Origin of the sequence: Aliivibrio sp. 1S128, from assembly GCF_001691065.1 — a bacterium.
Lineage (GTDB): Bacteria > Pseudomonadota > Gammaproteobacteria > Enterobacterales > Vibrionaceae > Aliivibrio.
Map to the genome: position 1 here is coordinate 73,997 of NZ_MAJV01000047.1, position 21,471 is coordinate 95,467.

General features: G+C 37.9%; 20 protein-coding genes, 1 pseudogene and 1 riboswitch. Of the genes and pseudogenes, 16 read left to right on the top strand and 5 right to left on the bottom strand.

What is annotated here, in order from left to right; translation table 11 throughout:
- Positions 1-67 precede the first annotated feature (67 nt).
- From ftsY to glpG, 6 genes are all read left to right on the top strand, one after another.
- Entirely contained in the window at positions 68-1,321 is a 1,254-nt protein-coding gene (gene ftsY, locus A6E03_RS07590; protein WP_065593307.1) for a signal recognition particle-docking protein FtsY, read from the top strand.
- 3 nt (positions 1,322-1,324) lie between these two features.
- A complete protein-coding gene (gene ftsE / locus A6E03_RS07595) occupies positions 1,325-1,993 on the top strand; it encodes a cell division ATP-binding protein FtsE (RefSeq protein ID WP_060993993.1) in 669 nt (222 codons plus the stop codon).
- Positions 1,986-2,939, top strand: coding sequence for a permease-like cell division protein FtsX (gene ftsX / locus A6E03_RS07600; RefSeq protein WP_065600543.1), 954 nt, complete (start codon positions 1,986-1,988; stop codon positions 2,937-2,939). The genes ftsE and ftsX overlap by 8 nt, the downstream gene beginning before the upstream one ends.
- A 219-nt stretch (positions 2,940-3,158) precedes the next feature.
- Positions 3,159-4,019 (top strand): RNA polymerase sigma factor RpoH, encoded by an 861-nt coding sequence (gene rpoH, locus A6E03_RS07605; RefSeq protein WP_065593309.1) that lies wholly within the window; start codon positions 3,159-3,161, stop codon positions 4,017-4,019.
- A gap of 423 nt (positions 4,020-4,442) precedes the next feature.
- Complete coding sequence (gene glpE, locus A6E03_RS07610; protein WP_065593310.1) at positions 4,443-4,763, top strand: thiosulfate sulfurtransferase GlpE; 321 nt, start codon at positions 4,443-4,445, stop codon at positions 4,761-4,763.
- Positions 4,764-4,772: 9 nt separating this feature from the next.
- The gene (gene glpG / locus A6E03_RS07615) at positions 4,773-5,606 is read left to right on the top strand and encodes a rhomboid family intramembrane serine protease GlpG (RefSeq protein ID WP_065593311.1); all 834 of its coding nucleotides are present in this window, start codon (positions 4,773-4,775) and stop codon (positions 5,604-5,606) included.
- 68 nt (positions 5,607-5,674) lie between these two features.
- On the opposite strand, the gene A6E03_RS07620 is transcribed toward glpG, so the two are convergent.
- Complete coding sequence (locus tag A6E03_RS07620; protein WP_065593312.1) at positions 5,675-6,085, bottom strand: flagellar basal body-associated protein FliL; 411 nt, start codon at positions 6,083-6,085, stop codon at positions 5,675-5,677.
- Positions 6,086-6,206: 121 nt separating this feature from the next.
- Here A6E03_RS07620 and A6E03_RS07625 point away from each other — a divergent pair, with 121 nt between their 5' ends.
- A complete protein-coding gene (locus A6E03_RS07625) occupies positions 6,207-6,746 on the top strand; it encodes a chorismate lyase (RefSeq protein WP_065593313.1) in 540 nt (179 codons plus the stop codon).
- Positions 6,746-7,603, top strand: a complete 858-nt coding sequence (gene ubiA / locus A6E03_RS07630) for a 4-hydroxybenzoate octaprenyltransferase (protein WP_065593314.1) — start codon at positions 6,746-6,748, stop codon at positions 7,601-7,603. The genes A6E03_RS07625 and ubiA overlap by 1 nt, the downstream gene beginning before the upstream one ends.
- 82 nt (positions 7,604-7,685) lie before the next feature.
- Here the strand turns inward: ubiA and plsB are convergent, their stop codons facing one another.
- The gene (gene plsB, locus A6E03_RS07635; protein WP_065593315.1) at positions 7,686-10,109 is read right to left on the bottom strand and encodes a glycerol-3-phosphate 1-O-acyltransferase PlsB; all 2,424 of its coding nucleotides are present in this window, start codon (positions 10,107-10,109) and stop codon (positions 7,686-7,688) included.
- 241 nt (positions 10,110-10,350) lie between these two features.
- On the opposite strand from plsB, the gene lexA reads away from it, so the two are divergent.
- The 3 genes and pseudogenes from lexA to A6E03_RS07650 all read left to right on the top strand — a co-directional run.
- On the top strand, positions 10,351-10,971 hold the full coding sequence (gene lexA / locus A6E03_RS07640; RefSeq protein ID WP_065593316.1) for a transcriptional repressor LexA: 621 nt from the start codon (positions 10,351-10,353) through the stop codon (positions 10,969-10,971).
- Between the two features lie 138 nt (positions 10,972-11,109).
- On the top strand, positions 11,110-11,904 hold the full coding sequence (locus A6E03_RS07645) for a class I SAM-dependent methyltransferase (protein WP_065593317.1): 795 nt from the start codon (positions 11,110-11,112) through the stop codon (positions 11,902-11,904).
- Between the two features lie 161 nt (positions 11,905-12,065).
- Positions 12,066-12,535 (top strand): annotated as a pseudogene (locus tag A6E03_RS07650) (MATE family efflux transporter); the annotation flags it as partial.
- Positions 12,536-12,745: 210 nt separating this feature from the next.
- Here A6E03_RS07650 and sthA read toward each other — a convergent pair.
- Positions 12,746-14,161, bottom strand: a complete 1,416-nt coding sequence (gene sthA, locus A6E03_RS07655) for a Si-specific NAD(P)(+) transhydrogenase (protein ID WP_065600545.1) — start codon at positions 14,159-14,161, stop codon at positions 12,746-12,748.
- Between the two features lie 233 nt (positions 14,162-14,394).
- Between sthA and fabR the strand changes: the two genes are divergently transcribed.
- Positions 14,395-15,066, top strand: a complete 672-nt coding sequence (fabR, locus tag A6E03_RS07660) for an HTH-type transcriptional repressor FabR (protein WP_083201851.1) — start codon at positions 14,395-14,397, stop codon at positions 15,064-15,066.
- Positions 15,067-15,124: 58 nt separating this feature from the next.
- Positions 15,125-15,499 carry a YijD family membrane protein gene (locus A6E03_RS07665; RefSeq protein WP_065600546.1) on the top strand — a complete coding sequence of 125 codons (375 nt, stop codon included), beginning with the start codon at positions 15,125-15,127 and terminating at the stop codon, positions 15,497-15,499.
- A 97-nt stretch (positions 15,500-15,596) separates the two neighbouring features.
- On the opposite strand, the gene trmA is transcribed toward A6E03_RS07665, so the two are convergent.
- Entirely contained in the window at positions 15,597-16,703 is a 1,107-nt protein-coding gene (gene trmA, locus A6E03_RS07670) for a tRNA (uridine(54)-C5)-methyltransferase TrmA (protein WP_065600547.1), read from the bottom strand.
- Positions 16,704-16,851: 148 nt separating this feature from the next.
- Positions 16,852-17,077: riboswitch (cobalamin riboswitch) on the top strand.
- A 45-nt stretch (positions 17,078-17,122) separates the two neighbouring features.
- Between trmA and A6E03_RS07675 the strand changes: the two genes are divergently transcribed.
- The 3 genes from A6E03_RS07675 to murI all read left to right on the top strand — a co-directional run bounded on the left by A6E03_RS07675 (position 17,123) and on the right by murI (position 20,550).
- Positions 17,123-18,967, top strand: a complete 1,845-nt coding sequence (locus A6E03_RS07675; protein ID WP_065600549.1) for a TonB-dependent receptor domain-containing protein — start codon at positions 17,123-17,125, stop codon at positions 18,965-18,967.
- Positions 18,968-19,024: 57 nt separating this feature from the next.
- Positions 19,025-19,696 carry an ATPase gene (locus tag A6E03_RS07680; protein ID WP_065593322.1) on the top strand — a complete coding sequence of 224 codons (672 nt, stop codon included), beginning with the start codon at positions 19,025-19,027 and terminating at the stop codon, positions 19,694-19,696.
- A 65-nt stretch (positions 19,697-19,761) separates the two neighbouring features.
- Positions 19,762-20,550 (top strand): glutamate racemase, encoded by a 789-nt coding sequence (gene murI / locus A6E03_RS07685; RefSeq protein WP_065593323.1) that lies wholly within the window; start codon positions 19,762-19,764, stop codon positions 20,548-20,550.
- Here murI and A6E03_RS07690 read toward each other — a convergent pair.
- Positions 20,513-20,995, bottom strand: coding sequence for an RNA-binding protein (locus A6E03_RS07690; RefSeq protein ID WP_065593324.1), 483 nt, complete (start codon positions 20,993-20,995; stop codon positions 20,513-20,515). The genes murI and A6E03_RS07690 overlap by 38 nt on opposite strands.
- Positions 20,996-21,471 lie beyond the last annotated feature (476 nt).

A 21,471-nucleotide genomic window follows, 5' to 3' on the forward strand; every position in this document is an offset into this window, starting at 1 on the left:
TTTTTTGACCGCTCAGAAAGTGATAGTATACGAGAAAATGGTACCAATTTAATTCTAGGATTTCCCAATGACAGGCAAAAAGAAACGCGGATTATTGTCTTGGTTAGGTTTTGGTGATGAAGAAAAAGCCGAGCAACCAACCGTAGAGCAACAATCAGTAGAAAATACCGATACACTTTCTCAAGCCCCATCTATAGAAGATAGCGCCACAGAGAGTGTAGTGGAAGACACTGAACTTGAACAGCGTAAAGCGAATGAAGATGCAACAGAAAATAACGATAACGTTATTGATGATATATCTGAAGAAGACGCTGATAAAGTAGAAGAACAACAAGTTGAAGAGCCACTTGTTGAATTAAAAACTGAGTCTGTAATAGAAGAAGTGCAAGAAAAGCCAACAGAAAGTTTTTTTGCTCGACTAAAACGCAGCTTACAACGTACTAAAGAAAATATTGGTGCGGGTTTCTTTGGTTTATTCAGTGGTAAAAAAATAGATGACGATCTATTTGAAGAATTAGAAGAACAGTTATTGATTGCTGATGTGGGCATGGATACCACGGTTAAAATCATTAATAGCTTAACGGAAAAAGCAAGCAAACGTGATTTAAAAGATGGTGAAGCTTTATATGGCCTATTAAAAGAAGAAATGGCTGAGATTTTAGTTAAAGTTGAAAAACCATTAGAAATTGATGAAAAGAATATGCCTCACGTTATTTTAATGGTTGGGGTTAATGGCGTTGGTAAAACAACGACAATTGGTAAGTTAGCAAAGCAATTCCAGAATGACGGGAAATCAGTCATTTTAGCGGCGGGTGATACATTCCGTGCTGCTGCGGTTGAGCAACTTCAAGTATGGGGTCAACGTAACGATGTTCCTGTTATTGCACAACACACGGGAGCAGACAGTGCTTCGGTGATTTATGATGCAATTGAAGCGGCAAAAGCTCGAAAAGTAGACGTTGTAATTGCAGATACTGCGGGTCGTCTCCAAAATAAGAGCAATTTAATGGAAGAATTGCGTAAAATCGTTCGTGTAATGCAGAAGATTGACCCAACAGCGCCGCATGAAGTGATGTTAACGCTTGATGCTGGTACGGGACAAAATGCCATTAGCCAAGCCAAATTATTTAGTGATGTTGCGCCAGTAACCGGTATTACGTTGACTAAATTAGACGGCACAGCAAAAGGTGGCGTTATCTTCTCTATTGCCGATCAATTTCAGATCCCAATTCGTTATATTGGTGTTGGTGAAGGTATCGATGATTTACGTCCATTTGTGGCGCAAGATTTTATTGATGCACTGTTTAGTCGTGAGGAATAACGCGTGATTCGATTTCAGCAAGTATCAAAAGCCTATCGAGGTGGTCGCCCAGCATTACAAAAAGTAAATTTTCACCTTAATAGAGGTGAGATGGCTTTTTTAAGTGGTCATTCAGGTGCAGGTAAAAGTACCTTGCTGAAATTGATCTGTGCTATTGAGCGTCCGAGTGATGGTAAGATTTTATTTAATGGCCATGACATTACTAAGATCTCTAATCAAGACATCCCTTTTTTACGTCGTAACATCGGGATTGTATTTCAAGATCATAAATTATTAATGAACCGAACCGTGTTTGATAATGTAGCATTACCAATGCGTGTTGAATCCGTTCGTGAAAATGATATTAAACGCCGTGTTTCTGCTGCGTTAGATAAAACTGGACTGTTAGATAAAGCAAAAAGTTATCCAATGCAGCTATCTGGTGGTGAGCAACAGCGTGTCGGTATTGCACGAGCGGTGGTAAATAAACCCATGTTATTGTTGGCCGATGAGCCTACCGGTAATTTGGATCCTCAGTTATCTCGCCAAGTATTTAATTTATTTGCTGAGTTTAATCGAGTTGGAGTCAGTGTATTAATGGCGTCGCATGATTTGTCGTTAATTGGTGGCAATAAATACCGTCGTTTTGATTTACACCAAGGGTGTTTACGTGAGGTTTCTGATCATGGCTAAACGTAAACCAAAAAATACCCAAGGATCGTCAAGCGATGGTTTTTGGGCGACTCATAAGAAACAAGCAAAACTGTCTTTTCAAGAGTTGCTGCGTCGCCCATTAGGTAATTTACTGACTCTTGCTGTTATTGCAATGTCATTAACTTTGCCATCAAGCATGTATTTAGTCGGTAAAAACCTAACTATTGTCGCTTCGAAATGGCAAGCGCCTTCACAGGTGAGCTTGTATTTACAACAAGAAGTGCCTGAGTCTAAGGTTCAAGCATTAAAGTCGGAGCTTGAAGGTTGGAAAGAAATCGACGCAGTTCAATACATCTCTCCACAAGAGGGGTTAAAAGAGCTGAGTGAACATTCTGGGTTTGAGCAAGCATTAACATTGTTAGACAGTAACCCTTTACCTGCGGTATTGATTGTTTCTCCAAAAACAGAGTGGCAAAGTACTGAGCAAGTAAATCAGCTTGTGAGTCGTTTGAAATTACAATCTTATGTTAATGAAGTGCGTTTAGATGATGATTGGTTGGCAAGATTAGATGCGATTAAGCATGTTGCGGTGGTTGTAGCTACTACGCTTGCAATCTTAATGTTTGTAGCGGTCTTCTTAATTGTGGGTAATACATTACGCTTTAATGTATTAGAGCAAAAAGATGAAATCCAAGTCATGAAGTTAGTGGGTGCAACGAATACTTTTATTCTACGCCCATACTTATATACAGGGATGTGGTTTGGTTTATTAGGTGGCTTTGTTGCTTGGCTATTAACCGCTATTATCACAATCACGTTAAATGGTGCGGTTGATAATGTAGCCGTACTTTATGACAGTGTATTTAGATTGATTGGGTTAACTTGGGATGAAAGCTTGCTGCTATTAATGTTATCGTCATTTCTGGGCTTACTTGCCGCTCGTATATCCGTATTACGACATCTGAAAGAGATTGAACCTGTTTAGTTTCAATGATCGTATCTACGCTAACTAAGATCTTATGAACCGTTAATTCATTGAATTAACGGTTTTTTTGTATTCATTTTGTTAAAAGCTGAACTTACTTAACAGAAATTAGTCTATAAAGTGTGGATAATTTCCCGCCTTTCACTTGCAGTCTGTTTATTTTAAGTACATCATTGCAGGGTTAAGTTAAGTAATACCTAGATATAAATGGGGATTTGAATGTCGAAAGAGATGTATTCAATGGCTGCTATTTCACAGGATAGTGTAGACAGCTATCTGAGATCTGTTAATAGTTATCCGATGCTAACGGTAACAGAAGAGCGTGAACTGGCTGAGCGTTTACACTATAAAGAAGAAATAGAAGCAGCTAAAGAGCTTATTTTATCTCACCTTCGTTTCGTCGTGCATGTAGCCCGTGGTTATTCAGGTTATGGCCTACCTTTAGCGGATCTTATCCAAGAAGGTAACGTTGGCCTAATGAAAGCAGTAAAACGGTTTAACCCAGAAGTGGGTGTACGTTTGGTTTCTTTTGCTGTGCATTGGATTAAAGCTGAAATTCATGAGTATGTACTGAGAAATTGGCGCATAGTGAAAGTAGCGACAACAAAAGCACAGCGTAAACTGTTTTTTAACTTAAGAAAGAATAAAAAACGTCTTGGCTGGTTTAATAACGGCGAAGTTGAAGCGGTTGCTAGAGATCTTGGTGTTGCGCCTTCTGAGGTGAGAGAGATGGAATCTCGTCTTGCTGCACAAGATTCTACGTTTGAAGCACCAGCAGAAGATGATGATCGAGATATGGCATTTACTGCGCCAGTTTATTACTTAGAGGATAAGCAATCAGACGTTGCTCATTCTTTAGAAGAAGATAACTGGGAAGATTACACAAATAATCGTTTAGCGAATGCAATTGCTACCCTAGATGATCGTAGTCAGCATATCGTACAATCTCGTTGGTTAACTGATGAGAAGGTGACTTTACAAGAATTAGCAGACACTTACCAAGTTTCTGCGGAACGTATTCGTCAACTTGAAAAAAATGCAATGAAAAAACTAAAAGATGCGGTTGGTGATGTTTTTTAGTTAACTCTAATTCTATAGAAAGGCTGATCTCGAAAGAGGTCAGCCTTTTTTTTATCTGAATTTTAGATCGAAGTTCGATATATTAGAAATTCAATTCTTGTGTATAAGCAGGGTGTTATCTGTTTAGATCTTATATAAAAAGACGAAAAGCCAGATGATATGGGGGCTTGGGAGGTTTATTTATATCCACACATTAAAAAGGATCTTTACTACATGTTGTGGATCTAAAATTAAAAAAACACTTTATCAACGTAATCCACAAGCTTTTCCACAGGGGGTTAAAAAATGAACAGTTAAATTTGTCGCTATAAATGGTGTGGATAATAACCCTGTGAATAACTTTGCTTAACCCTTACATACTCTGTGTTTTTCTTGTGGTTAATCGAGAGTACAATAAATAAAAAATTGAGAGAAAAGCCTAAGATGGAACAATTTCAACATATATCAGTAGAAGACGCACAAGCGAAGTTAATGAATCACGATCTCAACGCCGTGATTGTTGATATAAGAGATCCTCAATCATTTAACCGTGGACATGTAGATCGTGCTTTTCATTTAACTAACGATACAATTGTTGAGTTGATGAATAGCGTTGATTTTGAACAGCCTGTATTAGTGATGTGTTATCACGGTCACAGTAGTCAAGGCGCTGCGCAATACTTGATTAATCAGGGTTATGATGAAGTGTATAGTGTGGATGGTGGATTTGAAGGTTGGCATAAAGCGGGCTTACCTGTGGAGTAATAAAATTATATGCAGAGATTAATGGCATTATCTAATCCAAGAGCAGGGCAAGCGTTTATTGATTACATGGCTTCGCGCCAAATCGATATTCGTATGATGCCTGAGGGTGAAGGTCAGTTTGCTTTATGGGTTGTGTCTGATGATACGTATTTATTAGAAGTTGAATCAGAGTTACAGGCTTTTTTAAGTAACCCTAATGACAAAAAATATCAATCAGCATCATGGGAGATGGCAGAGACTCGCACCGCTAAATTTACTTATGGTTCTCCTGATCTGATGAAGATGATTAAAGCCAAAGCAGGCGCTTTTACTTTATTCATCATGGCTATTTGTATTGTCATTTTTGCTCTACAGCAGTTGGGATGGAATAATTCGATTTTTCAAGCATTGCATTTTCCGGCTAGCCCATCGCAAAGTATAGAGATATGGCGTTGGTTCTCTCATGCGCTACTTCATTTTTCGGCGATGCATATTATTTTTAACTTATTGTGGTGGTGGCAGTTAGGTGGAGATATTGAACTGCGCTTAGGTCGAACTAAATTAGTGCAGTTATTTTTATTTTCAGCGTTGTTTTCTGGGTTAGGACAATATTGGATAGACGGTGCAAACTTTGGCGGGCTATCTGGCGTTGTATATGCCTTATTAGGGTATTCTTGGTTTATTGGTTGGTTATCACCTAAGAAAGGGATTTCAGTCTCTAAGCCTATAGTTGGTTTTATGCTAGCGTGGATTATTCTAGGTTATGCTCAACCTTTTATGGCGATAGCGAATACTGCACATCTTGTTGGTTTAGTTTCAGGGTGTGTTATTGCTCTGATTGATAGCAAATTTAAAAAAGCGTAGTTATATTTTTATACAAAAAAGGAGCTAGGTAGAAATACCAGGCTCCTTTTTTTGAATTGAACAGAATGTTATTGATATATGTACTTAGTAAAAAGTAAATCTACCGCTAAGGTTTTTCCTGTTTCAGTTAAAAGGATTTCATTGATTGCAGTTAAACATTCTTTTCTTATTTCTTCTCGTCCCGCTAGTGATTTAATTCGTTGCTCTGGTTGTTGGCCTAGAACGTCAACTAATGAATTTCTAATTTGTGGATTATGGTGCTCTAAGCTAGGTAAATCGCGGCTATCGGCCACTAGGATATCGACTCGAATTTGAATGTAGCCGAGTTTTTTCCCTTTAGTAACAAAGTTTGTTGTTAGGTCTGGGGCTAAAGTAAAGTAGCCCATTTGAGGTGTCGAGTCTTCCGCTGCCAAAACCGCAGGGGAAAAAAGTTGGCTAATAATTAGCAGCAACCCTACAAATAATGATTTCTTTGTCATTTTCTAATCCATTCGTCAGTCAATTTATTATATTACTTGTTACAATAGTCGGCCGTTGTGAGAAAAAATTAACCGTAATCTCTCAATATAATTGATATATGTGAGAGATGTTATAGAGAATATGTCAGAGATCAATTCTTGGTGTGCCTCGGTACTTAAAAAAGTATGGTGGCAAGATGCCGATACCTTTGAGTGTCATAATGAATGGCAGCAATACTGGCTGCTTGGATTAGATTCATTATCACGCCGTCTAGAGCAACATTGCCAATTGTTGTCTGTATCGGTATTAGATAATACACATGTGAATCCAGAAACATTAACGGAAGTAGAATTAGAACTTCTGGGTAATGAAGTGTGTTTGCGTCGAAAAGTTATTCTAAAGGGAGATCAACAATCGTGGGTATATGGTAGAACGTTGATCCCGTTATCATCGCTTCAAGACCAGCCGCATGATTTAACTCGTCAAGGTCACGTACCATTAGGTATTACCGTGTTTAGTGCTCTAAGTGCACACAGAGACAAGCTACAAGTCGGAAAGATTGAAACAGAGAAAGGAATGCTATTTGCTCGACGTTCTCGTTTATGGATGAATGAAAAACCTATGTTGGTGGCGGAATTATTTTTACCTAATGCGCCTATTTACTCAAAGGAAGTTGAATAATGACCACGTCAAAAGCACAAGCGTTTTGGCAATTAACTCGAATGAATCGTCCTATCGGTTCTTTATTGCTTTTATGGCCAACATTGTGGGCATTGTTTTTAGCGGCAGATGGGTTACCTGATTGGCATGTGCTGATTGTATTTGTATTGGGTGTTTTATTTATGCGCTCTGCTGGGTGTGTAATTAATGATTTTGCTGATCGCAAAGTGGATGGTCATGTAAAACGTACCGCTAATCGTCCACTACCTTCTGGATTAATCTCATCAAAAGAAGCATTAACGCTTTTTGCTGTTTTAGTGGTGTGTTCATTTTTATTAGTATTAACCATGAATACTTTAACGATTATGCTTTCTGGGATAGGGATAGTTCTTGCGGTTGCTTACCCTTTCATGAAACGAGTGACTTACTTACCTCAATTTGTTTTAGGGCTCGCATTTAGTTGGGCTATCCCAATGGCGTACGCAGCAGAATCTAATCAAGTGCCACCTGAAGCCTGGTTGTTGTTTGTGATAAATGCGTTGTGGACTATTGCCTATGATACCCAGTATGCCATGGTGGATAGAGATGATGACCTTAAGATTGGGATTAAATCGACAGCGATATTATTTGGTCGGTTCGATAAGCTCATCGTAGGCCTACTGCAATTAAGTGTATTGGCGTTATTGATTGTTCTTGGCTCTGAGTTAGCGCTTTCAAGTATGTATTACTGGGGAGTATTGGCAGCCGCAGGTTTTTTTGTTTATCAACAATGGTTAATTAAAGGCAGAGAAAGAGAGGCGTGCTTTAAGGCGTTCTTAAATAATAATTATGTGGGTGGTTTAGTCTTTGCTGCAATTAGTGCCAGTGTGCTGATTTAGATACCTTAATTGATAAAATAAAAGCCAGTATGATACTTTCAATAAGAAATGTCATACTGGCTTTTTTGTATTTAAAAGATATTTAATCGTCTTTATTCATAACCGCTTGGATTGTTAGCTTAATCTCTGGCGTTAATAGTTTCGATATATCGTGTGCGAATGGCGCCACTTTCTCTAGTACTGCGTTACCGTCGCTATCCAAGTAGCCTTCTGTTTTTAAGCTATTAAACAAAATACCAAAAACACCTTTGTCAAAGAACTCAGGTGCATTGATGCCATGTAGACGACTTAGACGTTGAGCCATTATTTGGCTTTGTTCTTCTAATTCACTTTTATCTAATTCAGGAGAGGCTTGCAGATGCGTAAGTGCAATAGCGTAACGCTGCAGAGTTTCTGAAATAGTATGAGCTAATAAGTGAAGTTTAAGAATATTGGTAGCGTTAAGCTGTAAAAGGTTATTTTCTTTTACGATTAACTTTTGACGTACTAATTCCTCAATATGTAGATTCACTACATCGGCTAACTCATCTTGACCATAATGCAGAAATAATTCTGCTTTTAAGAACGGGTAGATTGTTTGAATCTGCTTTTGGAGATTATCTACAGAAATAGATCGAGATTGAACCACTAATTTTGCGATTAATGATGGCAATGCAAATAGATGAATAATGTTATTACGGTAATAGGTCATTAGGATAGATTGGTTTCTATCCAATGAAATAATTTCCCCTAATGTATCTTTCTCAATAACAAATTTATCAAGAGCAATGGCGTGTTTTAATAATTCATCTGCACTTTCTGCTGGAACAGTTGCTGTTTTTGAATAAGGAATATTACGCAGCAGTTGTAAGTAGCAATCGAGTTGTTCTGTTAGATCTTCCTTACTTAATGCGCGCTGACGAGCAGCAAGTAAAGCGGTTGCACATAAGGTTAATGCATTGGCTGCTGCCGCATCATTTATATGTGTCATCATCTTATTTGCGATGCCATTAACAACAGGGATCATCCACTCTGGCTTTTGTGGCTCAATTGGATTGATTGATTCAGACCAATTAGGCGCGTGCTCATTTAAGTAATGATTTAAAGAAATCGGTTCACCAAAGTTTACATAGCCTTTGCCAAAGTTACGCAGTTTACGAATAGTGCGTAGTACTTGTCCTGCATTTTCTTTTTCTTTGCGCTTACCTTGCAGTTCTTTAGCGTAAGTCGTTACTTCCATTACGTGTTCGTAGCCGATATATACAGGTACGAGTGTTACTGGGCGATTTAAGCCACGTAACATTGCTTGCACTGTCATTGCTAACATACCGGTTTTTGCTTCTAATAAGCGACCTGTGCGTGAACGCCCACCTTCGCTGAAATATTCTACTGAATACCCTTTAGCAAATAGCTCTGCTAAATACTCACGGAAGATCGTTGAATACAGACGGTTGCCTTTAAAGCTACGACGAATAAAGAAAGCACCGCCACGACGGAAAATTGGTCCAGCAGGGAAGAAGTTTAAGTTAATACCTGCGGCAATGTGTGGTGGCACTAATCCTTCATGATAAAGCACATAAGACAGTAATAGGTAATCCATATGGCTACGGTGACAGGGAACGTAAACAATTTCATGGCCTTCTTGTGCCAGTTTACGTACCGTTGCTGCATTATTGATGTTTAAACCTTGGTATAAACGATTCCATAACCATTTGAGTAAGCGGTTACCATTCTTGATAAGTGAATAAGAAAAGTTAGTCGCGATTTCTTCCATGATCCCCATGGCTTCTTTACGTACTTTTTCTACGTCTACATTTCGTATTTTTGCTTCTTCTAAAATCACTTTTTCAATAGCTTGAGATTTTAATAAGCGATTAAAGAGTGCTTGGCGATTAGGAAGGTTAGGCCCTGACGCTGCTAACTTTTGGCGAGAGAAGTGAATCTTTGCCACACGAGCCAGTTTATGAGCAATGGCTTCATCTGCCCCATGGTTATCTGCCATGTAACGTAAAGACACTACAGGGCTAATACGCACAGTTGAATCACGGCCAGCTTTAATTAGTGTAATGAATTTTTGAGGTGCGTTAAGAGGCATTAAATGAGGGTTATTTGTCCCTTCTTTGCCAGGTCTTCTTCCCCATAAGATAGATGTTGGAATTAATTGGAAATCTACACTTGGATTATCTGCGTGGTATTTCAATACCACTTTAAATAAATCTAGTGATTCCTGTGGAAGATCATCATCTGTTTCAAATATCTTTGGGCCAATAGAGGTGAATACATAGCGAGGGTATTCAACACCGTCCATTTCAAGTGGTGAAAGAGGATCGGGCAGTCCTAATTCTAATGCGCTTTTTTGTAATGTTAGCAAATCAACATGTGAGCGAAATGGCAGTGCATAAATAATTGGACGCTCAAGATCTATCTTAAGGTCTTCAATTGGATTCGATGGAATCGAGCTACTCTTCACCATTACCGATAAGGGTAACTTTAGCAAAGAGTGATAAATAGTTTGTCCTGTAGACATAATGACAATAACGCCTTAGTTATGTACCGAGCAGTCGGTTATATATAGATGCTTACAATTTGTTGGCAAGAATAGCAGAACTGGTCAAACCTTTTAATAGAAATGAACACAGAATCTCCAATAGTACGATTAATATGACAGAAAAGAGGCTCACTTTGTCTTATTTTTAATCAGTAGGTCTTTCAAAGCATAGCACAGCTGTATATACTCACAGTTAACTGTATAAACAAACAGGTGAGTTATGAAGCCACTAACGGCAAGACAGCAAGAAGTCTTTGAGCTAATCAAAGCAAAAATTGATGACACTGGAATGCCACCGACACGCGCAGAGATTGCTCGTGAGTTGGGGTTTCGCTCAGCGAATGCGGCAGAAGAGCACTTAAAAGCGTTGGCTCGTAAGCAGGTTATCGAGATTATTCCCGGCGCCTCTCGAGGTATTCGTATTCTTTTACAAGAAGCGGAAGATGAAAATCTTGGTGTGCCCCTGATTGGTCAAGTAGCTGCGGGTGAACCGATTCTAGCTCAAGAGCATGTAGAGAGCCATTATCAAGTTGACCCTGGAATGTTTAAACCACAAGCCGATTTCTTGTTACGAGTAAACGGTGAGAGCATGAAAAACATTGGTATTATGGATGGTGATTTACTCGCAGTGCATAAAACACAAGATGTTCGTGATGGGCAAGTTGTTGTCGCTAGGGTAGATGATGATGTGACAGTAAAACGCTTAGAGCGAAAAGGCTCTATGGTTTTTCTTCATGCAGAGAATGAAGAGTTTGCTCCAATTGAAGTGGATTTAACATCACAAAGTTTAAGTATTGAAGGTCTTGCTGTCGGCGTTATCCGTAGCACGACATGGATGTAATCTAAACTTAGATAACAGCCTGGGTTACTGCTTAGGAAGTTATTATTAAATTGTCATTATCGCTTGTTGAGATGAAATAGCGCTTTACAAGTGGTAATGATAGTCATTATCATTAAATCTCTTTCATAGGAGATGATAATGACACAGATCGGCCATAAAGTTCCTTCCCGCCTACTTCAGCCTCTTTGGTTGAGAAGCCGCGAAAGTATGATCGATAATGGATTAATTTATGATCCTATCGCTGCTGCGGCATGTCGACATTGCCACCTTTCTTCTGAATGTCTCTCTGGAGATATCGATCAAAAGCAATTATTACACGCTACTCTGACAGTTCAATGTGACCAACAAGTATCGCAATTTCTTAAACGCCATCCGTCTGGTTGGGTCGTTAATGTTGGCGCTGGATTAGATACTCGATTTTATCGTTTGGATAATGGTCGATGTCATTGGCTTGAATTAGATATCAATGAAAACCTTCTTTGGCGTCAAAAGCTATTTCATACCAATGAACGTTATTATTTACGCTGTGGCTCTGCGATGGAAGAGAGTTGGGTCGATAATCTCCCAGTTCCTAATGAAGTGCCTTTAATGATTGTCTGTGAGCACGCCTTACTAGAATGTAATGAAATACAATTAGCTAAATTTATACAGTTATTAGGTCGTCGTTTTCATCATGCTGAAGCGTTATTCGTGGTAGCGGGTGATCGTTGTAATACTATGATAGGCAAAAAGCTTGGTTGTATTGAATATAAGCATGGATTACATCTACCTAAACAACATTTCACAGGGTGGTTACCGTGGATAGATAGTTTCTCAGTAAAATCACCAATAGAGTATGACTGCGGAAGATGGAAAGTATGGCAACGATGGCTAGCTAAATTTCCTTTGTTTAAACATCGAGTCACACCGCTGTTGATCTATATGAATTGGTAATGGTGTTATAACAATTGTCTTATTAAAAAATTCAATTGTGCAAAGGTTTAGGATCGAAAGAAAATAATACTGTTGTTACTTTTTTCAATCGGTACGCTCCAATGTGGAAATAATTAAGAAATATCTCTTTGCATCGGCAAGTTCTGGCGTTAGCTATTCCGATGGTTCTTTCAAATATCACCATACCGTTATTGGGCATTTAGATCATGCGTGGTATTTAGGTGGTGTTGCTGTTGGCGGCACGATGATCAGTGTGACATTTTGGCTGCTAGGTTTTCTACGTATGGCGACGACTGGATTATCAGCTCAGGTGTATGGTGCTGAGAATAAAACCATGTTGAGTCAGACTTTTTCTCAGGGCATTTTCTTAGCTCTGTGTTTTTCATTTGTTTTACTTCTTTTTCATCAATCTCTCTCTTATGCTATTTTTTCTTTCAGTGATGCAACACCAGAAGTTAAGTTATATGCAGATCAATATTTTTCTATTCGTATATGGAGTGCGCCAGCTGCGTTGAGTAATTTTGTCATCATGGGCTGGTTACTCGGAACGCAAAATGCGCGTTACCCTATGTGGCTAGTAGCAATGCCATTAGTCTCTATGTGGTGCTTCTTGCTAGATGGTATTTTTGTAGGGGCAACAAAAGGTTCTGAGATGAGAAATTCAATGTTTGTGGCGATGCGTGGCGTTAGTTCAGCGATTACCTTTTCTATTCAATGGAAAAAAGCAATTTTCCTATCATAGGCCAAATGCTTTATTGTATTGATAGTTAAACTAAAAAGGGATTAAGTCATGCTTAATCCCTTTTGTTATCTTCTGATGTATATAGCTCTATTTTTTGATTTAAAAGAGTCGGTTTAATCCGTTTAGAGCCGCAACACGATAGGCTTCAGCCATTGTTGGATAGTTGAATGTAGTATTGGCAAAGTACTCAATAGTATTAGCTTCGCCTTTTTGTTCCATAATGGCTTGACCGATATGAATTATTTCAGCAGCACGTTCACCAAAGCAATGTATGCCTAAAATTTCTTTGGTTTCACGATGGAAAAGGATTTTTAAACTGCCAATATCCATTCCCGCAATTTGAGCGCGAGCTAAATGTTTGAAGGAGGCTCTTCCAACTTCATATGGTACTTTTGCTGCTGTTAGTTCTTGTTCTGTTTTTCCTACAGAGCTAATTTCAGGGATGGTATAAATACCTGTAGGGATATGATCAATTAATTGAGCCTCTGCTTTTCCTTTAGTAATGGCTTGAGCGGTGAAACGTCCTTGGTCATAAGCGGCACTTGCAAGGCTAGGGTAACCAATAACATCACCAACCGCATAAATGTGATCAACTAGGGTTTGGTAGTTGCCATTAACTTTAAGTTGTCCACGGGAATCGGCTTCTAGCCCAACCGCGGATAGATTTAATTTGTCTGTGTTGCCCGTTCTACCATTGGCAAATAAGATGCAGTCGGCTTTCATTTTTTTACCAGACTCAAGGTGCATCACAATACCGTCATCACTGGCTTCAATCTTTTCAAAGGTTTCGTCATTACGGGTAACGATCCCGCTATTCCAAAAATGATAAGAGAGGGCGTCAGACATTTCATTGTCTAAAAAGGAGAGTAAACGATCGCGAGTATTCACTAAGTCAACTTTCACACCTAACCCTCTAAAGATAGACGCGTACTCACTACCAATAACCCCTGCTCCATAAATAATGATATGGCGTGGGTCATGCTTTAATGACAAAATTGAGTCACTATCATAAACGCGGCTATGGTTGAAGTTAACACCAGCAGGGCGGTAGGGACGAGAACCCGTTGCGATAATGAACCTATCTGCGGTGTAGGTTTCTATTGAGCCGTCTTTTGCTTTTACTGCGATAGTATTTTTTTCAACAAAACTGGCTTCACCAAAAATGAGTGAGCATTGGTTACGGTCATAAAATCCTTGTCTCATTCTAGTTTGTTTATCTATAACACTTTTTGCATGCCCTAAAATATCCGAAAAAGTAGAATGAAGACTGGTATTATTCTTACAGTAAAGAGGATTGGAGTTAAACTCGATAATACGGCTAACAGCATGACGCAGTGCTTTGGATGGAATGGTTCCCCAGTGGGTACAACCTCCACCAACACTTGGCTCTCTTTCAATAATGGCCACATTTAGGTTTGCTTTGGTTAATCCCATAGCTGCCCCTTCCCCCCCTGGACCACTCCCTATTACGATGGCATCAAAGTGGGTTGAATGTGTAGGGGTTGAGTTAGTCATTATTGGTGCCTTATTATTATCAATCTCGCAACATTGCTAGCTAACCATATTAACCTTTTCATTCGTTTGGTAAATCAAGTGAGTAAGATAGAGTGGAGAGGATCACGTTGTTTATGGAAATCTGGATGATTATGGATTTCATTATTTACATCGCACGGTAGAAATCCATAATGTGGGTAAGCGAAAGTTTGTGATACCCATTTAATTAAATTGTAAAATATACGGTAAAAAATATGTATCCTGAATTTGAAGCGGATGATCTTAATGCCGTATCAGAAGTAAAGCGACCAGTAACAACAAAAGGTGTGCGAGCACAGCAAAAAGAAAGAACACGTCGAACCATCATTGATTCTGCTTTTTGCCTATTATGTGCTGAAAGAGGTTTTACGAGTTTAAGCTTACGAGAAGTGACTCGAGAAGCCGGTATTGCACCAACCTCATTTTATCGTCATTTTAAAGATATGGATGAATTGGGCTTAACTTTAGTTGATGAAGGAGGATTAATCTTACGTCAATTAATGCGCCAAGCTAGACAGCGTATTGTGGTAGAAGGAAGCGTTATCCGCACATCGGTGGAAACTTTCATGGAATTTATTGAAGGTAGTCCGAACGTATTTCGATTGTTATTACGTGAACGTTCAGGAACATCACCCGCATTTCGAGCTGCTGTAGCAAGAGAAATTCAACATTTTGTAGCGGAACTAACTGAATATTTAATTGCCACAACAGGTGTTGCTCGTGAAGAAGCATCAGTTCAAGCTGAGGCATCGGTAACTTTGGTCTTTAGTTCAGGAGCGGAAGCATTGGATCTTGATGCTCCTCATAGAGAAGAACTTTCAAGACGGTTGATATTCCAATTACGGATGCTTTCGAAAGGTGCTTACTTGTATCGAAAAGAAAATTAGAAATAGAATGTAGATGCATTGGTCACAGTGAATCAATGTCTATAAAGAGGTGATAAACATGACACATGAAAACAGTAGGAATGAACGTAAAACATTAGTGCTATCAGTGGTGACAGGTCTTTGTTTAAATGCTGTATGGGTTGGATTTACGGTAACTGAAATTGCATTTTCAATTTTTCCTATTATTGCATTGGTTCTTGCTGCTCAAGGTTTATATCAAGAATATCTACGTCAGCCAGAAACTGAAGATACATCATTGATAGCGGTTGCTTGTTTCTTTGTTGGTTTGTTTGGACATTCTGCTTTTGTAAAAGCACAATATCCTGAAATTGGCTCAAATTTCTTCTCAATTATGGTGGCATTAGGGTTATTGCTTTGGATTGGGATTAAAATGGGCGTCTTGAAAAAGAAAGAAGAAGTCACAGAGCTTTAATTATTCATATTTGGATAAAATGAATTAATACTAGAATTAAAAAAAAGGCTCAGAATATAATGTTCTGGGCCTTTTTTATGTTCTTAATTTTTGAGTATTATTTTCTTTCTAAAAACACACCTGCTTCCATGTGATGTGTATATGGGAATTGGTCAAAAAGAGCAAAACGAGTAATGTTATGTGTTTTGCTTAAAATTTCCAGGTTTTCTTTTAGCGTTTCTGGATTACAAGAGATGTACATAATACGCTCGTAACCTTGCACCATTTTACAAGTGCCTTCATCCATACCAGAACGTGGTGGATCGACAAAAATGGTATTACAGTTATAGCTTTTTAAATCAACATTTTGATCTTTTAAACGTCTAAATTCACGTTTACCTTCCATTGCATCGGTAAAGTCTTCTGCTGACATACGTATAATTTGAACATTATCAATATTGTTTGCTGCAATATTGTATTGCGCAGATTCAACAGAGGGTTTTGCTAGTTCAGTTGCTAGTACACGGTCAAAGTTTTTAGCTAAGGCTAAAGAAAAGTTACCATTACCACAGTAAAGTTCTAATAAATCACCTTGACTGTTTTGAGTACAGTCTACCGCCCACTCCAACATTTTTTGTGCAACAACACCGTTAGGTTGAGTAAAACTGTTTTCAACTTGCTTATAAGTCAGGATGTCATCGTTTACTTTAAGTTTTTCAATTACAAACTCTTGGTCTAGTACGATTTTCATCTTACGAGCACGACCAATAAGATTTAAGTTGAAGCCTTCATCATTTAAGCGTTGTTTCAGTGCTTTTGCTTCTTCTTTCCATGCATCATCCAATTGACGGTGATAAAGCATAGAAACTAAAATCTCACCGCTTAAAGTTGATAAAAAATCCACTTGGAACATTTTATAACGCAATGTTTTACTTTCTTTTACTGCTTCGGCAAGAAGTGGCATTAAGTCATTAATAAGACGAGTGGCAGGTAAGAAATAATCTACACGGTATTTCTCTTTTGTTTTTTGATCGAACATGACGTAATACATGTCGTCACCTTCATGCCAAATTCGAAACTCTGCTCGCATACGGTAGTTTTCAGCAGGAGAAGAAAAGACTTCCAGTTCAGGAACGTCGAATTCAGAAAATATTGCAGACAGTGTTTCTGCTTTTTCATCTAGTTGTACTTGATAATTTTCTGGGTTCATGACGGATTGTGTCATTGTCTTGCCTCACGCTGCTCAAAATAAGAGCGCCGATTTTATGCGATAGAGATCTGTTGTCCAGTCTTTGTGTGTTATTGGCCGAAACTAATTGGTTCAGTGTTGGAATATTAAGCGCATAAACCTAGACAAATATAACGCACGCCATTACTATTTCGCCCATGTTGGTGCGCTACTTTCATCTTTGAGAATAGCCTGAAAAGGGAATCTGGTGAAAATCCAGAACTGACGCGCAGCGGTAAGAGAGAACGAAGGTACATGAACCACACTATTATTTTTCTTTATCAATGGATGTAGAGATAAAAAATGGGAAGTGAGTACCGTAGGCTAACTGCTCTCAAGTCCGAAGACCTGCCAGCAATATGCAATACATGAGGTATTGCTATATGGACTTAACGCGATTTTAGGAAACAATGGAAATGAAAAAAACTGCCCTTGCGACTGCAATAGTGTCGCTGCTTTCTCACGCCTATACTTCCCCTGTATTAGCTCAAAATACCACAACTGAAACTGATGAAATAATGGTTGTTACTGCTAATCGATTTGAGCAGTCGACTAAAGATGTAATTGCGCCAGTAGAAGTGGTCACTAAAGAAGAAATTGAAGCGATGCAAGCTAAATCTCTTGATGAAGTACTACGTCGACTGCCAGGTGTTCAAATTGGAAAAAATGGTGGTTATGGTCAGAAAACGAGTTTATTTATTCGTGGAACAGAATCTGATCATGTACTTATTTTAATGAATGGGGTGAGATTAGGTAGTGCAACTTCAGGCGTTGCTGCTATTAATGCTATTTCATTAAATGGTGTAGAAAGAGTTGAGTATATTAGAGGGCCTCGTACTGCTATTTATGGTGCAGATGCTATTGGTGGTGTAATTAATATAATCACATCAACAACGGATGAATATACAGAAATTAGTGGTGGTTTTGGTTCTAATCAATATCAACAACTAAGTGCAGTAACAAGTACAAAAGTAAATGATAATTTATATGTAAAAGTAGCAGTTAGCCAAGAAAAAGAAGATGGCTTTTCTGCATATAGTGAATCGAATAGTTATTATGATCCTAGTAAAGATAGTGATAATGATGGATTTGAAAGTAATAATTTATCTTTAGAATTAGCATATAAATTCTCAGAATCTTTTACTAGCCGAGTAAATATTGATTATAGCGAAGGTTCAGTTGATTATGATCCAGCTGCGTCATATAAAGATAGTAAGAATTATAATGTAGCTTTGAGTAATGAATATAAAACGGATAAATGGGTAACGTCATTAGTTGTGGCAACTAATCAGGATCATAATGATGAACATTCTTATAGTTCTTGGGCTGGTGTTTATACTGATGCTGTTTTTGAAACTCAGCGCGACTCTATTTATTTGAATAGCTTTTATCAATTAACCAATGAGTTAAATGTTGGAGGTGGTATTGATTGGTATAAAGATGATGTATCTAATTCAACAGATGCTGCAACATTTGATGAAACCTCAAGAACAAATTTAGCCGGTTTTGTAACGGGAGTTTATCAAAAAGACGACCTCCAGTTGGAAGCTAGTTTAAGAAATGATGATAATCAGCGTTATGGCAACAATACAACGTGGCAATTTGGTGTTGGCTACCAAGTTATAGAACATTATAAACTTACTTTTAATTCAGGAACTGCATTTAGAGCTCCTACATTTAATGATCTTTATTCAACTAACCCTATTTATGGCGATAGTGGCAACCCAAATTTAAAGCCAGAACAATCAGAAAATATGGAAGTTGCACTTATTGTTGATTATTCGTTAGCTACTGTTCGTTTAGCTGCATATAAAAATAAAATTACAGATTTAATTGCTTATGGCAAACCTAGTGAGAATGTAGATAAAGCAACAATTGAAGGAATAGAAATATCCAGTAGTTTTGATACAGGACCAATTTTCCATCAAGTGAGTTTTGATTGGATGGATCCTAAAAATGAAGAAACTGGTGAGGTTTTAGCACGAAGAGCAAAAAAGAGTGGAAAATGGAATAGTTCATATGCAATTAATGATTTCCTATTTGATTTGAGTTATTTATATCAAGGTGAACGCTTAGATTATTCTGGTGGTGATATGCTTGATTCGTATTCACTTTTTGACCTTGCTGGAACTTATTTTATAACGGACTCTTTTTCGGTAAGCGCTCGAATTGCTAATATGTTTAATGAGGAATATGAAACTGCGGGTGGTTATAATACACAAGAACGTAGTTATTATGGAACGGCAACATATAAATTCTAAGTTATACATTTACTTAAACCGCCATTCATCGGCGGTTTTTTCTTTTCTGAGGTATATATGAAAAAGAAAGTTATCATCAGTTGGTCTTCTGGCAAGGACTCAACACTAACACTTATCCGTCTGCTTAATAATCCTGAATATGAAGTTGTTGCTTTATATACAACTCATGTAGCAAATGAAGTCCCTTTTCAAGTCACGCCTATTTCAGTTGTTCAAATGCAAGCTGACTTGGCGGATCTGCCTTTAATTACGATTGAATTGCCTACCGTGTTCCCTGCCAATAATGAATATCAAAGTTTAGTCGTCACTGGTTTAAAGGAATGTGGAATTGAGTTTGATGCAGTAGCCTTTGGCGATATGTTCTGTAATGGGATTGTTGAATATCGAAAAAGCTATATAGAAGAAGCCGGTTGGGAGTGTGTTTTTCCACTTGTCGGACAATCTAGTTATGATTTGGCAAATGAAATCATTTCTTGTGGGATCAGAACAATTTTAGTTACAACTGATGGCACTCAGCTAAGTAATTATTTTTGCGGTAGAGAATATACCAAAGAGCTATTAATAGAATTACCTAAGAAAGTAGATCCATGCGGTGAGGACGGTGAGTTTCATACTTTAGTTATCCAAGCGCCTTGTTTTAAAGGAGCAATTCAATTATTAGATCTTAAGATTGATGAAAAAGATCGTTTTACTCATTTACGTTATAGCGCTTCTATTTTACAAAAATAGTGCAAGCGGTATGATAAGGCCCTTAAGTTCTCATATCGATTTAAATAGAGTCTGTGGTTTTAGTTATGCCAAAACACATTTTAATTTTTGATTCAGGCGTCGGTGGATTATCTGTATATAAAGAGATCCAACAACAATTACCCTCAGAAAAGTATATTTATGCATTCGATAACGCAGCATTTCCATATGGTGAGTTAACTGAATCTGTATTGATAGAGCGTACAACACACATCATCGCTCAACTATGCAGTCTCTTTCCTATTGATATCGTTGTTATCGCGTGCAATACCGCAAGTACAATTGTTTTACCTACTCTTAGAGAAAAACTTTCTATTCCAGTTGTTGGTGTTGTCCCTGCGATTAAACCTGCGGCGTTGGTATCTAAGAAAATTGGTTTGCTAGCAACCCCAGCGACAGTAAAGCGCAGCTACACTTATGATCTTATTAAATCTTTTGCTCCGATATCCGATGTTCAGTTATTAGGTTCAACACGTTTAGTTGAAATGGCAGAAGAGAAGATGATTGGAAAAAAAGTAGACTTAAAAGAGTTAGAGAGCATTTTATTACCATGGAAAGAAACGGTGGATACTATCGTTCTTGGTTGCACGCATTTCCCATTCTTAAAAAATGAAATCAAAAGTGTACTTAATAAGAATGTTGTTCTTATAGATTCGGGTGAGGCGATAGCAAGAAGAGTCAAACAGCTATTAAATGAGAATAATGAGGGAATTAGAGAGGTAATGAAAGGTGAGGTTTTTTGTAGTGCCTCAACAAAGAATGAAGAGGCACTAAATAAAACATTTAAAGAACTAGAATTTAGTCCTCTTCAATATTTGGATTACCCGAAGTTTTAGGATCATTAGCAATACGGACTTTAAGTGTACGCTGATCAAATTCGTTGTTGTTTAAGTTTTCGATAACGTTATCCGTATCTTTACTTGCAACAACAACAAAACCAAAGCCTCTTCTTTTACCTGTTCGTTTATCTTTCATTAAGCGAACGGCAAAAACATCACCGAATTCAGCAAATAAATCTTTTACATCTGATTCATTTGCTCGGTAAGGCAAGTTACCAACATAAAGAGTTGTACTTGCTTGATCTGTTGTTGGTGTACCTTCAACAGATATTTTTGTACTTGGCTTAGCTGGGTCTTTATTAATGGTTAATAATGTAAAACCTGTAATTACTGCGCCGAAAGCGAAAGCAAAAGCGGGAGATACCGTTGGGAATAGCAACATTGCACCTGCACCTAGTGCAGCAATAGCAATAATAACAATATTTGAGTTAGTAGATTTCATGATAAGTAAGGTCTAATAAATAAATAAATAAAAAAGTGATGAATTAACAATAAAATCACATTGATACTACTTATATTGTTTATCAATTGCCAACTAATTAAGTCATTGTTCATTTCTTGTAGGGCTTTTGTTTGAAAAAAAGTGATCTGTGTAGAAAATAATCACTTAGGACGGAATATTGAAAAAGTACTTGCGAAACACTTTTAGCTCCCTATAATGCGCATCCATTCCCAAGGTAAAAACAATAGTTAAAGCCTGAAGAATATTAAGTTTTGAGTATTTAAACTTTGTTTTAAATAACACTTGACTTAAAAGTCTGGCTCGGTATTATACGCAGCCTGAGACGATGAAGCTTAAATGCTAAGTAGTTGAAAGACAACGCTCTTTAACAATTTAACCAAATCAATCTGTGTGGGCACTTGTGAGTTGATAATCACTAGTTTGCTTTTACTTCTCGAAGTAAATTCAAACAAAAA

Bases quoted from the DNA above. Each gene is read 5' to 3' on its own strand.
- A6E03_RS07625 (WP_065593313.1), top strand. From the start codon at position 6,207: ATGTCAGAGATCAATTCTTGGTGTGCCTCGGTACTTAAAAAAGTATGG.
- lexA (WP_065593316.1), top strand. From the start codon at position 10,351: ATGAAGCCACTAACGGCAAGACAGCAAGAAGTCTTTGAGCTAATCAAA.
- A6E03_RS07690 (WP_065593324.1), bottom strand. From the start codon at position 20,995: ATGAAATCTACTAACTCAAATATTGTTATTATTGCTATTGCTGCACTA.
- sthA (WP_065600545.1), bottom strand. From the start codon at position 14,161: ATGACTAACTCAACCCCTACACATTCAACCCACTTTGATGCCATCGTA.
- A6E03_RS07680 (WP_065593322.1), top strand. From the start codon at position 19,025: ATGAAAAAGAAAGTTATCATCAGTTGGTCTTCTGGCAAGGACTCAACA.
- glpG (WP_065593311.1), top strand. From the start codon at position 4,773: ATGCAGAGATTAATGGCATTATCTAATCCAAGAGCAGGGCAAGCGTTT.
- trmA (WP_065600547.1), bottom strand. From the start codon at position 16,703: ATGACACAATCCGTCATGAACCCAGAAAATTATCAAGTACAACTAGAT.
- A6E03_RS07620 (WP_065593312.1), bottom strand. From the start codon at position 6,085: ATGACAAAGAAATCATTATTTGTAGGGTTGCTGCTAATTATTAGCCAA.
- ftsY (WP_065593307.1), top strand. From the start codon at position 68: ATGACAGGCAAAAAGAAACGCGGATTATTGTCTTGGTTAGGTTTTGGT.
- fabR (WP_083201851.1), top strand. From the start codon at position 14,395: ATGTATCCTGAATTTGAAGCGGATGATCTTAATGCCGTATCAGAAGTA.
- A6E03_RS07675 (WP_065600549.1), top strand. From the start codon at position 17,123: ATGAAAAAAACTGCCCTTGCGACTGCAATAGTGTCGCTGCTTTCTCAC.
- A6E03_RS07665 (WP_065600546.1), top strand. From the start codon at position 15,125: ATGACACATGAAAACAGTAGGAATGAACGTAAAACATTAGTGCTATCA.
- plsB (WP_065593315.1), bottom strand. From the start codon at position 10,109: ATGTCTACAGGACAAACTATTTATCACTCTTTGCTAAAGTTACCCTTA.
- ubiA (WP_065593314.1), top strand. From the start codon at position 6,746: ATGACCACGTCAAAAGCACAAGCGTTTTGGCAATTAACTCGAATGAAT.
- rpoH (WP_065593309.1), top strand. From the start codon at position 3,159: ATGTCGAAAGAGATGTATTCAATGGCTGCTATTTCACAGGATAGTGTA.
- A6E03_RS07645 (WP_065593317.1), top strand. From the start codon at position 11,110: ATGACACAGATCGGCCATAAAGTTCCTTCCCGCCTACTTCAGCCTCTT.
- murI (WP_065593323.1), top strand. From the start codon at position 19,762: ATGCCAAAACACATTTTAATTTTTGATTCAGGCGTCGGTGGATTATCT.
- glpE (WP_065593310.1), top strand. From the start codon at position 4,443: ATGGAACAATTTCAACATATATCAGTAGAAGACGCACAAGCGAAGTTA.
- ftsX (WP_065600543.1), top strand. From the start codon at position 1,986: ATGGCTAAACGTAAACCAAAAAATACCCAAGGATCGTCAAGCGATGGT.